This is a genomic window from Clostridium intestinale DSM 6191, from assembly GCF_900130055.1.
In the GTDB taxonomy this organism is placed as follows: domain Bacteria; phylum Bacillota; class Clostridia; order Clostridiales; family Clostridiaceae; genus Clostridium_T; species Clostridium_T intestinale.
The window spans coordinates 146,223-159,900 of record NZ_FQXU01000003.1; the positions used below are offsets into that span (position 1 = coordinate 146,223).

Annotated in this window: 12 protein-coding genes and 1 tRNA gene; 11 read left to right on the top strand and 2 right to left on the bottom strand. The window is 30.6% G+C overall.

The features are described from left to right. From BUA92_RS00805 to BUA92_RS00855, 11 genes are all read left to right on the top strand, one after another. Window positions 1–1,698 (top strand): HAMP domain-containing sensor histidine kinase, encoded by a 1,698-nt coding sequence (locus BUA92_RS00805; RefSeq protein WP_073015864.1) that lies wholly within the window; start codon window positions 1–3, stop codon window positions 1,696–1,698. Window positions 1,699–1,923: 225 nt separating this feature from the next. Next, a complete protein-coding gene (locus tag BUA92_RS00810) occupies window positions 1,924–2,817 on the top strand; it encodes a phosphate ABC transporter substrate-binding protein (RefSeq protein ID WP_073015865.1) in 894 nt (297 codons plus the stop codon). A 67-nt stretch (window positions 2,818–2,884) separates the two neighbouring features. Beyond that, complete coding sequence (gene pstC, locus BUA92_RS00815) at window positions 2,885–3,781, top strand: phosphate ABC transporter permease subunit PstC (RefSeq protein WP_073015866.1); 897 nt, start codon at window positions 2,885–2,887, stop codon at window positions 3,779–3,781. After that, window positions 3,778–4,662, top strand: a complete 885-nt coding sequence (pstA, locus tag BUA92_RS00820; protein ID WP_073015867.1) for a phosphate ABC transporter permease PstA — start codon at window positions 3,778–3,780, stop codon at window positions 4,660–4,662. The genes pstC and pstA overlap by 4 nt, the downstream gene beginning before the upstream one ends. Window positions 4,663–4,671: 9 nt before the next feature. Next, window positions 4,672–5,421, top strand: a complete 750-nt coding sequence (pstB, locus tag BUA92_RS00825) for a phosphate ABC transporter ATP-binding protein PstB (protein WP_073015868.1) — start codon at window positions 4,672–4,674, stop codon at window positions 5,419–5,421. 24 nt (window positions 5,422–5,445) lie between these two features. After that, entirely contained in the window at window positions 5,446–6,102 is a 657-nt protein-coding gene (phoU, locus tag BUA92_RS00830; RefSeq protein WP_073015869.1) for a phosphate signaling complex protein PhoU, read from the top strand. Window positions 6,103–6,197: 95 nt separating this feature from the next. Next, entirely contained in the window at window positions 6,198–7,532 is a 1,335-nt protein-coding gene (locus BUA92_RS00835) for a DUF512 domain-containing protein (RefSeq protein ID WP_073015870.1), read from the top strand. A gap of 3 nt (window positions 7,533–7,535) precedes the next feature. After that, a complete protein-coding gene (gene der, locus BUA92_RS00840) occupies window positions 7,536–8,852 on the top strand; it encodes a ribosome biogenesis GTPase Der (RefSeq protein ID WP_021802182.1) in 1,317 nt (438 codons plus the stop codon). Between the two features lie 3 nt (window positions 8,853–8,855). Further along, the gene (locus tag BUA92_RS00845; RefSeq protein WP_073015871.1) at window positions 8,856–9,848 is read left to right on the top strand and encodes an NAD(P)H-dependent glycerol-3-phosphate dehydrogenase; all 993 of its coding nucleotides are present in this window, start codon (window positions 8,856–8,858) and stop codon (window positions 9,846–9,848) included. 270 nt (window positions 9,849–10,118) lie between these two features. Further along, window positions 10,119–11,597: a stage IV sporulation protein A gene (gene spoIVA / locus BUA92_RS00850; RefSeq protein ID WP_073015872.1), complete on the top strand. Its 1,479-nt coding sequence runs from the start codon at window positions 10,119–10,121 to the stop codon at window positions 11,595–11,597. A 296-nt stretch (window positions 11,598–11,893) separates the two neighbouring features. Further along, window positions 11,894–11,969, top strand: a tRNA-Pro gene (locus BUA92_RS00855). Between the two features lie 97 nt (window positions 11,970–12,066). Here the strand turns inward: BUA92_RS00855 and BUA92_RS00860 are convergent. Continuing rightward, entirely contained in the window at window positions 12,067–13,176 is a 1,110-nt protein-coding gene (locus BUA92_RS00860; RefSeq protein WP_073015873.1) for a site-specific integrase, read from the bottom strand. After that, window positions 13,166–13,678, bottom strand: coding sequence for an ImmA/IrrE family metallo-endopeptidase (locus tag BUA92_RS00865; protein ID WP_073015874.1), 513 nt, complete (start codon window positions 13,676–13,678; stop codon window positions 13,166–13,168). Before BUA92_RS00865 ends, BUA92_RS00860 begins: the two co-directional genes overlap by 11 nt.

Consider the following 13,678-nt stretch of genomic DNA (forward strand, 5'->3'; position numbering starts at 1 on the left):
ATGAAAAAGAAGATATTAATAACTGTAATTATAGCAATCTTATTTGCATTAATTGTAATAAGCTCTTCATTTATAGCTATAGTAAATTATAGATATATCGACAGTTCTAAGGAAACTTTAAAATTCTATAATGATTTAATAAAATATTCGGATTTAAGCAAAATTGAAAACCTAAAGGAACTGGTTAAGGCTGATGAAGAAGCAAAGCAAGTGAGAATCACATATATATTGCCTGACGGAACTGTAGTTTATGATACAAATGTTGATAAATCTACACTTGAAAATCATAATAACAGGGAGGAAGTTAAAGAAGCAGAAGAAAAAGGAGAAGGCTCCGCTGTAAGATACTCGACCACACTAAAGAAAACATTAGTGTATTATGCTACAAAATTAAATGATGGGAGTATTATAAGAACCTCTATTGCTATAGAGAATACTAAAGTATTTAAAGATGGACTTTTAAAATATTATTTAATTATATTAGCAATTGTTATTTCTATTTCTATTATAATATCTTTAAAATTAATTAGGGTTATATTAGAGCCTGTTAGGGAAATGGAATTTATCACTTCTAGAATTGCTAGAGGGGAATTAAACAGAAGAGTAAAAATATTATCTAATGATGAGCTAGGTACATTAGGAAAAACATTTAATAATATGGCAGATCAATTACAAGGAAAGATAAATGAAGTTTTAGACAAACAGAATCGATTAGAAGCTATATTACAAAGTATGGATAGCGGTGTGATAGCTGTAGACAGAAAACATAATGTCATAATGATGAACCATTATTCTAAAAAGATATTTGGAATAAAAAAGGATATAATAGGGGAGCCACTTATGGATCACATACGTGACTTTGAGTTAGATCTATTATTTGAAAAAAAAGATGTACGTGTTCATGAAATTAAAATAATTTGGCCAAAAGAAAGTATTCTTAGAATAAGAACTGCTGATATTATAAACGGTCTTGATTATATAGGAACAGTTGCAGTTTTACAAGATATTACTGATATAAGAAGGCTTGAGAATATAAGGTCTCAATTTGTAGCAAATGTATCCCATGAACTTAAAACTCCATTAACTTCAATAAAAGGTTTTGCTGAAACTCTTAAATATGTTAAAGATGATGAGAATAGGGAACGTTTCTTAAATATAATTAATGATGAGGCTGAGAGGCTTACAAGGCTTATTAATGATATATTAACCCTCTCTAACATTGAACAAAAGGGTGATGTTTTTAAGGAAGAATTTTTCCCTAATGATGTTATTGATGATGTTTTTATTCTTATGAATAACCTAATAGAGGATAAAAAAATTAAATTAGAGTTTGAAAATAATAATACAAAGTATCTTTACGGAAGTAGAGATGGGTTTAAACAAATGTTAATTAATCTTATAGAGAATGCGATTAAGTATTCTGAAGAAGGAGATAAAGTTACTTTTAGAAGCTATAATTTGGACAGTAAACTAGTAATAGAGGTTGAAGATACTGGTTGTGGTATTCCGGAATCTGAAATACCTAGAATCTTTGAACGTTTCTATAGGGTAGATAAAGCTAGAAGCAGGGCAAAGGGTGGAACAGGTCTTGGATTGGCTATAGTTAAACATATAGTTAAGAATTTTAATGGAGATATTACTGTTAATAGTGTCTTAGGTAAAGGAAGTAATTTCATAGTGAAAATAAAACATATATAAAAATAGGATGCCTCAAGGGAAGTTTATAACCTTTGATGCATCTTATTTTATTTAATATAAGAATTTCAAGAAATTATTCAATTGTTAACTTTTCTTAACAATTATCTAATATTACTTAACATCAAACTAATAACAGGTTAACTTTTAATGTTTATTATATTATTTGTAAGGAATAATAAATGCATAGAAAGAAATAAACATGAAAGAATCTTTGGAGGTTAAAAGATGAAAAGAAGAGGTATAAAGTTAGCTATTTTAGGATTATCATTAACAATAGGATTAGGAGCTTTTGCAGGTTGCTCAAAAGGGACTGACAATTCAACTCCAGATAAGAAAAATTTAAGTGGAAGTATAACATTATCAGGATCATCTGCTTTATTACCATTAATAGAAGCTTCAGCAGAACCATTCCAAGATGAAAATCCAGATGTTACAATTAATGCACAAGCTGGTGGATCAGGTCAAGGATTAACTCAAGTGTCAGAAGGTTCAGTAGATGTAGGAAATTCTGATGTGTTTGCAGAAGAAAAATTAGATGCTGCTAAAGCAAAAGAGTTAATAGATCATAAAGTTGTAGCACAAGGTTTTGCAGTTGTTGTAAACAAAAACCTTAATGTAACTAATTTAACAAAACAACAAATTCAAGATATATTCTCTGGTAAGGCTAAAAACTGGAAAGAAGTTGGAGGACCAGATAAAGAAATAATTATAGTTCATAGACCAAGTTCATCAGGAACTAGAGCTACATTCATCAAAACAATTCTTGATGGAAAGAAAGAATTAGAAAATGACCAAATAGGTGTAACTCAAGAAAGTAATGGTGCAGTAGTTAAAGCTATGGAAAACTCAGATGGAGCAATAAGTTATGTAGGGTTAGCTTACTTAAATAGTGATGAAGCTAAAAGCAAACTATCAGCAGTTAAAATTGATGGCACTGAAGCTACAGTTGCTAACATAACAACAGGTAAATATCCATTCTGGGCATGGGGACATATGTATACAAAAGGTGAACCAAATGAAATCTCAAAAGCATTTATTGATTATATAACAAGTGATGCAAATAAGAAAATTGTTGAAAAGCAAGGATATATCAGTGGAGCTGAAATGAAGGTTAAATAATAATCTTAATTCTCCAAGGACTGGCAAATGCGCCAGTCCTAAATTCAGTGAGGGGGAAAGTACAAAAATGGAAGACTCAAAAAATGTATTAAAGAAAATTAAAAATGAATATGCTGGAAGAGGATATGCATATTTCTGTGGAGTAATGATAATTATAATTACTCTATCCATCATGATATTTATAGCCTCAAAAGGAGTTCAAACTTTTATAAAAGATGGAGAGAGTTTAAGTGGATTTTTATTTGGAACAAGATGGAATCCTAGTGGAGATGTTCCACAATATGGTGCTTTAGTATTTATATTAGGGTCAACATTTATATCTGTTGGAGCAGTCATAATTAGCGCACCTATAGCTATAGCTTTAGCTATATTTATGAATTTAATATCATCTAAAATAGGAAAAACTGTACTTCAACCAGTTTTAGAACTATTTGTTGGAATACCATCGGTTGTTTATGGATGGATGGGTATAACAGTTCTTATACCTCTAATAAAAAATTCTTTCGGTGGACTTGGATTTAGTTTGCTTGCAGGTATTTTAGTACTTAGTGTAATGATATTACCTACAATAGCTTCACTTTCATCTGATGCTATTAAAACTGTACCAAGGGAATATTTAGAGGCTTCTTATGGATTAGGGGCAACAAGATGGCAAACAATAATAAAAGTAATATTACCAGCGGGTAAAAATGGTATATTAACAGGTGTTGTTTTAGGTATTGCAAGAGCCTTTGGAGAAGCATTAGCAGTTCAGATGGTTATAGGAAATACTGCAAGACTTCCATTTAATTTAACAGAGTCTATGGCAACTCTAACAAGTATTATAACTATGGATATGGCTAATACAGCAGGTGGATCAACATGGAACAATGCTTTATGGACACTTGCACTTATACTATTAATTATAAGTTTTGTATTTATATTAATAATAAGAAAAATAGGATCTAGAGGTGAAGAGAGATGAGTGCAAAAACGCAAGACAAAATAGCTACCGTTATTTTATATATAATAGCTTCTTTAGTTGTATTATTATTAGTATCATTTTTCGCAGTTGTTATTTATAGAGGAGCATCTTCATTAAACTTTAAGTTTTTATTCGGCACACCCAAAACCACTGCGGCTGGTGGTGGAATAGGACCACAATTATTTAATTCAGTTTATATGTTAATAATTTCTTTAATAATAACTGTACCTTTTGGTATAGGTGCAGGGATATTCTTAGCTGAATACGCAAAGGAAGGTAGATTTGTTAGGTTTGTTAGATTATCAATAGAAACTATGGCATCTTTACCATCAATAGTAATAGGTTTATTTGGATTATTGATATTTGTAACCTACTTTGGATGGGGTTATTCTCTTTTAGCAGGAGCTCTATCAGTATCAATATTGAATTTACCAGCTTTAGCTAGAGTTAGTGAAACTGCTATAAAGGAATCATCTAAAAAAGTAAAAGAAGCAAGCTTAGGATTAGGAGCTACTAAATGGCAAACGATAAAAAAGGTAATATTACCTTCTGCAATGCCACAAATATTAACAGGAATAATTTTAGCTTCAGGAAGAATATTTGGTGAAGCAGCTGCATTTCTATATACAGCAGGGCTTAGTGCAGGAAGACTTAGATTCTCTAATATAAGCCTTACTAATAATGTATCACCATTTTCATTATTTAAACCAGCAGAAACTTTAGCAGTACATATATGGAAGCTTAATGCTGAAGGCATAGTTCCAGATGCTGCTAAAATAGCTAGTGGTACATCAGCAGTTTTAATTCTTGCAGTATTATTATTTAATATTATAGCTAGATTAATTGGAAATGCATTATATAAATCGTATAGTGGAAAGTAGGAGGAAAACATGAGTATTATTGAAACAAAAAAATTAAATTTATTTTACGGGACTTCACAAGCTTTAAAAGAGGTTTCTCTTCAAATAGACAATAATTCTGTAACAGCCCTTATAGGACCTTCAGGATGTGGTAAATCAACATTTTTAAGAACTATAAATAGAATGAATGATTTAATAGATGGTGTAAGAATTGAAGGGGAAGTACTTTTTGAGGGAAAAAACATATATAGCGATTATGATGAAATATTATTAAGAAAAAGAATAGGGATGGTATTCCAAAAACCAAATCCTTTCCCTATGTCTATTTATGATAATATAGCATATGGCCCAAGAATACATGGAATAAAGAACAAAAGTCAATTAGATGAAATTGTAGAAAAAAGTTTACAAGGAGCTGCTCTTTGGAATGAAGTTAAGGATAGATTAAAGAAAAGTGCTTTAGGACTATCAGGTGGACAACAACAAAGACTATGTATAGCAAGAAGTTTAGCTGTAGAACCAGAAGTGTTATTAATGGATGAACCAACTTCTGCACTTGACCCTATTTCTACTAGTAAAGTTGAAGAACTTATGGATGAATTAAAAAAGAAATATACAGTAATAATAGTAACACATAATATGCAACAAGCAGGTAGAATTGCAGATAAAACAGCTTTTTTCTTAAATGGAGAAGTGGTAGAATATGATTTAACAGAGAATATATTCTATAAACCTAGAGATAAAAGGACAGAGGATTATATTACAGGAAGATTTGGATAAAATACTTTAAAAGGAGCGAGAATTATGACAAGAACTTCATCAGATTTAAGACTACAAAAATTACATGATGCAATTATAAAAATGGGCAGCATCGTGGAAAAGCAAATTTTTAATTCAGTGGAAGCATTAAAAAATAAAGACATAAAGTTAGCAAACGAAACAATAAAAAAAGATGATTTAGTTGATGATTTGCAGAAAGAAATAGAAGATGCATGTATAAAGTTTATAGCAACTGAGCAGCCTTTAGCTATAGATTTAAGAAATATATTTACAACTGCTAAGATAGTTACAGATTTAGAAAGAATGGCAGATCATGCAGTAGATATATGTAAGATTGCAAAGAAGTTAAAAGAAGAAATATATATAAAGGAACTTAAACACATTAGTGAAATGGCTGAGAAAGTTCAAAATATGATAAAAATATCTATAGATGCTTATGTGGAATCAGATGATATACGAGCACTTGAAATTTGCAAGATGGATGATGAGGTAGATGACTTATATAAAGCTGTTTTTGAAGAACTACTTCTATTAATGAGTAAAGACCATAATACAATACAACAGTCAGCACAATTCTTATTTGTATGTAAATACTTGGAGAGAATTGCAGACCATGTTACAAACATATGTGAATGGACTATATATCTTAAAACTGGGAAATATGTAGATTTAAATGAATAGCTTTAAAAAGGGGGCCTAGGCTCCTTTTTTATTGACTAAAGTTATTAATTAAGTTAATATTACATAATGAAAGTAAATAATTTAGGAGACTAGAAATGAAAAATAAGATTACTAGTGTTGAACCTAATAGTTTGGGAGAAGAACTAGGCATTGAAGTAGGAGATTATTTGGTATCCATAAATGATACTCCGGTTAAAGATATCATAGATTATAAGTTTTTAATGAATGATGAATATATAAAGGTTGAAATAGAAAAATCCGATGGAGAAGTTTGGATATTAGAAGCAGACAAAGATATTCAAGAGGATTTAGGTGTGGACTTTGAGAGCTCTATTATGGATAAAGCAAAAAGCTGCTCTAATAAATGTATATTTTGTTTTATAGATCAACTTCCTGGAGGAATGAGAGATACACTTTATTTTAAAGATGATGATTCTAGATTATCTTTTTTACAAGGAAACTTTGTAACTCTCACTAATATGAAGGAAGAAGATATAGATAGAATTATAAGCTACAGAATAAGTCCTATAAATGTTAGCGTACATACAACTGATCCAAAGTTAAGAGTTCAGATGCTTAATAATAGGTTTGCTGGAAATCTTTATGATAGATTAAAAAGATTAGCAGAAGCTGAAATTGAGATTAATGCTCAAATAGTTGTAGTGCCTGGAATTAACAATGGAGAAGAACTTAAAAGGACAGTTGAAGACTTATATAAACTTTATCCTTCAGTTCAAAATGTGGCAGCTGTACCAATAGGAATAACAAAACATAGAAAAGGCTTAAAAGAGCTTGAGATTTTTAGCAAGGATACAGCTAAAAAAGAAATAGAGGATTTAAAGAAGCTTCAACAAAAGTATATAAAGGAGATAGGAGCTCCTTTTGTTAGACTTTCAGATGAATTTTATGTTTTAGCAGAGATGGATCTTCCAGGTGAAGATTTTTATGGAGAATATGATCAGCTAGAAGACGGAATTGGAATGATTACCTTATTTAGAAAATATATTAAAGATTCGCTTAATTACTTAAGCAATAAAAATAAAGGGAGTTTTACAATTGCATCTGGAGTATCTGCATACAAAGAACTTTTATGGGCAAGTGAAGTTATTAAGGAAGCTAATCCTAATATAATTTTAGACGTTTATGAAATTAAGAATTACTTCTTTGGAGAAACTATTACAGTTGCAGGACTTCTTACTGGAAAAGATATTATAGAACAATTAAAGGGCAAGATAAAAACTGACTATTTAATTTTATCTAGTAATATGTTTAGAAAAGGTTATGAACTTTCAAATTCAAAAGAACAAATAATGCTTGATGATATGAAAATAATAGATATTGAAAAAGCATTAAATATAAAAGTTATAGTTGTCGATTATACTGGTGAAGATTTAATTGACAAGATTAATACGCATTTACAGGAGGAATAAAAGATGGGAAAGCCTATAGTTGCTATAGTTGGTAGACCTAATGTTGGGAAATCAACCCTATTTAATAAATTAGCAGGAAAAAGAATATCCATAGTACAAGATACTCCAGGAGTAACTAGAGATAGAGTTTATGCAGAAGCAGAGTGGCTTAATTATAATTTTACAATGATTGATACAGGTGGTATAGAACCTGAAAATCAAGATATAATAGTTAAGCAAATGAGAAGACAGGCGCAAATTGCTATTGAAACAGCAGATGTTATAGTTTTTATAGTTGATGGTAAAGAAGGATTAACTGGTGCAGATAATGAAGTTTCGCAAATGCTTAGAAAAAGCAAAAAGCCAGTAGTTCTAGTTGTTAATAAGGTAGATTCTCTCAAAGAAGAAGATAATGCTTGGGAGTTCTATAATTTAGGAATAGGTGACCCTATTACTATATCAGCGTCTCAAGGTTTAGGTTTAGGAGATATGCTTGACAGAGTAGTAGAGCACTTTAAAGAATTAGGAAATCAAGACGAAGATGAAGATTACATTAAAATCGCCATGATAGGTAAACCTAATGTAGGAAAATCCTCTTTAATAAATAAGCTTTTAGGTGAAGATAGAGTAATAGTTTCAGATATACCAGGAACTACTAGAGACGCTATAGATAGCTACTTAGAAACAGAAGATGGGAAATTTATACTTATAGATACAGCTGGGCTTAGAAGAAAGAGTAAAGTAAAAGAAGAAATAGAAAGATACTCAGTTATAAGAACCTATGCAGCTGTTGAGCGTGCAGACGTGTGTATACTTATGGTAGATGCTCAAGAAGGTGTAACAGATCAAGATGAAAAAATCATTGGGTATGCACATGAACTTAACAAAGCTATTATGGTAATAGTTAATAAATGGGATCTTATAGAAAAAGATGATAAAACTATGAATTTATATCAAAAAGATTTAATGGCAAAATTAAACTTTATGCCATATGCTAACTACTTATTTATATCAGCTTTATCAGGTCAAAGAGTTCATAAAGTATTAGAAGTAGCTAAATATTGTTATGCTAACTACTCTAAGAGAATATCTACGGGAATATTAAATGAGGTTATTAATAAAGCAGTATTAATGAAAGAACCTCCAGTAGTGGGACTTAAAAGATTAAAAATATTTTATGCAACTCAAGTTGCTACAAAACCACCAAAGTTCTTATTCTTTGTTAATGATAGAAATGCATCACATTTTTCTTATGAGAGATATTTAGAAAATCAGCTTAGAGAAAGTTTTGACTTTAAAGGGACTGGTATAGATATTGAGTACAGGGAAAGAAAGGAATAAGGGATGAATAAAGTTGCTTTTTTAGGTGGGGGTAGTTTTGGAACAGCCCTTGCGGTATTAATAGCTAATAAGGGATATGAAGTTAACTTTTGGCTTAGAGATGAAGTTCAAGCTAAAGAAATTAATGAACATAGAAGAAATATAAAATACTTAAAAGATATTATTATACCTGAAAATGTAACAGCTACAGCTGACCTTGAAACTGCACTAGAAGGAGTTAAATATATAGTTCTTACTATACCTTCTTTTGCTGTTAGAGAAATGTGTGAGAGAATAAAACCACTTTTAAAAGAGGACCAATTAATTGTTTCCTTAGCAAAAGGAATAGAAGAACATAGTAACTTAAGGTTATCAGAAGTTATAGAAGAAACTTTAAATCACTCACCAGTAATACTATCAGGGCCTTCTCATGCAGAAGAGGTAGCTCAAGGTATTCCAACGACTATAGTATCGACAAGCAAAGATATGAAGTTAGCTGAAGAGGTTCAAGAATTATTTATGACACCAGACTTAAGAGTTTATACAAATGATGATTTAGTTGGTGTTGAAGTTGGAGGAGCAGTTAAAAATATAATAGCTGTTGCTGCAGGGATTCTTGATGCTATAGGATATGGTGATAATACAAGAGCTGCATTGATTACTAGAGGTATGAAAGAGATTTCTAGAATAGGCAAAAGCCTAGGTGGAAAAGAAGAAACTTTTTATGGGCTTACTGGTATGGGAGACTTAATAGTTACCTGTACATCCATGCATTCTAGAAATAGAAGAGCTGGAATATTAATAGGTAAAGGCCTGACTCTAGATGAAACATTAAAGGAAATTGGAATGGTTGTTGAGGGCGTTAAAGCTTGCAAAGCCTTTTATGATTTGAAAGAACATCTGCATGTATCTATGCCTATAACAGACTTGTTATATAATGTTCTTTTTAAAGGAGAAGATCCTGTAAGAGGAATTCAAGAGTTGATGTTAAGAGATAAAAAAAGTGAAAAGTTTTAATTAAAGAAACGTTGTAAAGTAATTAATAAATTATTTTGCAACGTTTTTATTTTATGAAGAAAATATATTTTTTCTTATGTAACGATTTCAAGTGTATATTTTGGATAGGATACAAATATCTTATAATAAGTAGAATTTCAGAAATATATATTATTAGAAATACTCGTAAATGATGATTAAAAAAGATAAACTAAATCCCAAAATTTCAGTATACTTTTATAAATTATCTAATATATATATATTGTCAATAATATTATTAGGAGGATTATCTTGGAAGATTATAATATCTATAAAGATATAGCGGAAAGAACCCAAGGAGATATTTATGTTGGGGTTGTAGGACCTGTAAGAACTGGTAAATCAACATTTATAAAAAGATTTATGGATCTTATGGTAATACCGAACATAGAAAATTCTTATAAAAAAGAAAGAGCAAAGGATGAATTACCACAAAGTGGATCAGGAAAAACAATCCATACTACTGAACCTAAATTTGTACCTAACGAAGCAGTAGAAATATCCTTAGAGGAGGAATTGAAACTAAAAGTCAGACTTGTAGATTGTGTTGGATATATAGTTAAAGGAGCTTTAGGCTATATAGAAGAAAACAATCCTAAAATGGTAAATACACCATGGTTTGATTATGAGATTCCTTTTGAAGATGCTGCTGAGATAGGAACAAGAAAGGTTATAACAGATCATTCAACAATAGGTCTTGTAGTAACTACAGATGGATCTATCACAGGAATACAAAGAGAAGACTACGTAGAGGCTGAAGAAAGGGTTATAGGAGAATTAAAATCTATAAATAAACCATTTATAGTAATATTAAATACAAATAATCCTAATGCTACAGAAACAATGGAATTAAAGAAAAGCATGGAATTAAAGTATAATGTATCAGTTGAAATAATGGATGTACAAAAAATGGATGAAGGATCCATACAAAAATTATTCAAAAAAGTACTTAAAGAGTTCCCTGTAAAAGAAATAAACATAGATATGCCTGAGTGGATAGAAAAATTAGAAGGTTCTCATTGGTTAAAATCTAATTTTATAAACATAGTAAAATCAATGTGTGAGAACATATTTAAAGTCAGAGATATAAAAGAATGCCTAAATAATAATTCTGGAGAAGATATCTTTGCACAATCAGAAGTTACTGAAATGAATTTAGGAAATGGTACAGCTAGAATTAATATGAAGCCTAAGGATGGAATATTCTATAAAATTCTAAGCGAACTATGTGATACAGAAATAGCATCTGAATCACACCTTATAGATTTAGTAAAAGACCTTCACCATGCAAAAGTTGAATACGACAAAGTATCAATAGCATTACAAGATGTTAAAGATACAGGTTATGGATTAGTAGCTCCTCAGCTTTCAGAAATGAAATTTGAAGAACCTGAAATAGTTAAACATGGTTCTAAATATGGAATAAAACTAAAAGCTAGTGCACCTAGCCTACATTTAATAAAAGCAGATATAGAAACTGAAATATCTCCTATCATGGGAACTGAAAAAGAAACAGAAGAATTAATGAAATCATTACTTAACCAATTTGAAAATGATCCATCAAAACTATGGCAGAGTAATATGTTTGGAAAGTCTTTAGAAGTATTAGTAAAAGAAGGACTTCAAAACAAGTTATATAAGATGCCAGAAGATGTACAAGTAAAAATACAAAAAACACTTCAAAAAATTATTAATGAAGGTAATGGCGGATTAATCTGCATAATTCTATAGTTTGAAATTTGACCACAATATTTCTAAATAAATATTTAAGAAGTAATGTGGTTAAATTTATTTGCGGTTATAAATTGCTTTCAGAAATATGGATATGATAATTAAAATTAAGGGGGAAATACTATGCCTGATAAAGGAAAAAGTAAAAGTGGCTCAACTAAAAAGCCAAAAGCAAATAAAAATAATAAAGCAGGTACCAGCTCCAAAACTACTTCATCCGATAAAAAGAAAAAGAAATAGATAAAAATGTGAACATTGCGCTAAACCATAACTTGTTATATAATAATATTTAATTTCTGGGTATAGCGCAGATGGTAGCGTACAAGACTGGGGGTCTTGGGGTCGCGGGTTCAAGTCCCGCTACTCAGACCAAAATGAGATTAAAACCCTGTAAACATGAGTGTTTGCAGGGTTTATGTTTTTGTGGGAAATATGGGTTTGTGGCCAATTTGTGGCCGAAGTAAAAAATTTAGTCAAAAATATCTTCAAGTTTACGTACAGCTTCAAGCTGCATATTAGGAAGAACATGAGAGTAGATATCTAAAGTCATACTGATATTTGCATGCCCCAAACGTTCACTAACTATTTTAGAATGAGTACCTTGCTGCAATAGTAGAGTAGCATGAGTATGCCTTAAATCATGGAATCTTATTTTCTTAAAATTATATTGTTTAATCAACTTCTGAAAAGTCTTAGACACATAATCAGGAAGCATATGGCGACCATCTTCTAACCAACAGCATACATAATCATATTGGATTTTATTTTCAGTTTTTAAAAGTAACTGCTTTTTCTTTAAAGCATTAAGTTCCTTAACAGTTGAATCCATAAGAGCTATGGTTCTAATGGAGCTTGAAGTCTTAGGTCTTTTTATGATAATCTCATTCTTTATATAGCTTAAGCTATTTCTAACAGCCAAGGATTTACCAGGAATATTAATGTTATCCCATCTTAAGGCTAATATCTCACCTAATCTCATCCCAGTTTGAAGAGCCAGTAATACTGGTATGTATATATTATGTTCCTTAATAAGTTCCAAGAATAAATTAGCTTCTTCACCATCCCAAACAGTAAAATCAACTTTATTGGCTCTAGGAGGCTTTACAGCACTAGTAGGTATAGAAGTTACTAACTTCAATGAATACGCATTCTTATAAGACGTATGGAACATTCTGTGAACTTTTAATATGGTAGTTGAAGATAGATTAGTTTCTGTTAACAGTTCATTATAGAACTCTTGAATATCAGTAGACTTAAGAGCAGCTAACTTAGTCTTGCCTAGATACTTCTTTATAGTCTTAGCTAATTCTCTATATCTCTTAAGAGTAGAAGGAGCTAAATTAGCTTTGCAATAAGTATTAAGCCAATAATCTAGATATTCCTCAACAGTCATCTTAGATTCTTCAATAAAAGTTCCTGAATTAACTTTATTGATAACCTTAGCCAGAGCAGCTTCAGCTTCAACTTTAGTTCTAAAACCTCCCTTAGATTTTCTCTTTCTTAGTCCAGTAACAGGATCTATGCCAACATCAACCCTATAGTACCAGGTATTACTTCTTTTAATCACACTACCTCTCATAATGAACATTCTCCTTATCATAATAAATTGATTGATTTATGGAATAGGAGATACCTTCTATATTTAAATTAGGTCTTTCTAAGCGTAAGAAATAAAACCTATCTAACACAAAAGCAGGTGTAACAATAAAATAGTCTGATAAGTCATCAATAGACCTACAGCCTTTCTTAATAGCTTTTATAAGCTTATCATAGGGCATGATGAATTCAGTAGCCCACTTTCTAGCTATTCTTTCTTGTTTTGATCTTTGGATTTTCTCGGAGTAGACAAAGCATTCAGCTGTTAAATCTCCGTAAGATGTGAAATGATGACCCAGTTCCTCAGCGAGAGTAGAAACCAGTCTTTTAGAATTATTTGAGATAGATTTCCTAATTCCAATAGTAGGTGATAACCCTGGAACCTTAAAATAGATTCCATCCATATAGTAATATTTAAATTTTACTTCCTCAACTATTATACCTTCTTCTTCGATTATTTTATATATCTTTTCTAATATTTCCAT

Bases quoted from the DNA above. Each gene is read 5' to 3' on its own strand.
- BUA92_RS00805 (WP_073015864.1), top strand. From the start codon at position 1: ATGAAAAAGAAGATATTAATAACTGTAATTATAGCAATCTTATTTGCA.
- BUA92_RS00810 (WP_073015865.1), top strand. From the start codon at position 1,924: ATGAAAAGAAGAGGTATAAAGTTAGCTATTTTAGGATTATCATTAACA.
- pstC (WP_073015866.1), top strand. From the start codon at position 2,885: ATGGAAGACTCAAAAAATGTATTAAAGAAAATTAAAAATGAATATGCT.
- pstA (WP_073015867.1), top strand. From the start codon at position 3,778: ATGAGTGCAAAAACGCAAGACAAAATAGCTACCGTTATTTTATATATA.
- pstB (WP_073015868.1), top strand. From the start codon at position 4,672: ATGAGTATTATTGAAACAAAAAAATTAAATTTATTTTACGGGACTTCA.
- phoU (WP_073015869.1), top strand. From the start codon at position 5,446: ATGACAAGAACTTCATCAGATTTAAGACTACAAAAATTACATGATGCA.
- BUA92_RS00835 (WP_073015870.1), top strand. From the start codon at position 6,198: ATGAAAAATAAGATTACTAGTGTTGAACCTAATAGTTTGGGAGAAGAA.
- der (WP_021802182.1), top strand. From the start codon at position 7,536: ATGGGAAAGCCTATAGTTGCTATAGTTGGTAGACCTAATGTTGGGAAA.
- BUA92_RS00845 (WP_073015871.1), top strand. From the start codon at position 8,856: ATGAATAAAGTTGCTTTTTTAGGTGGGGGTAGTTTTGGAACAGCCCTT.
- BUA92_RS00860 (WP_073015873.1), bottom strand. From the start codon at position 13,176: ATGAGAGGTAGTGTGATTAAAAGAAGTAATACCTGGTACTATAGGGTT.
- BUA92_RS00865 (WP_073015874.1), bottom strand. From the start codon at position 13,678: ATGGAAATATTAGAAAAGATATATAAAATAATCGAAGAAGAAGGTATA.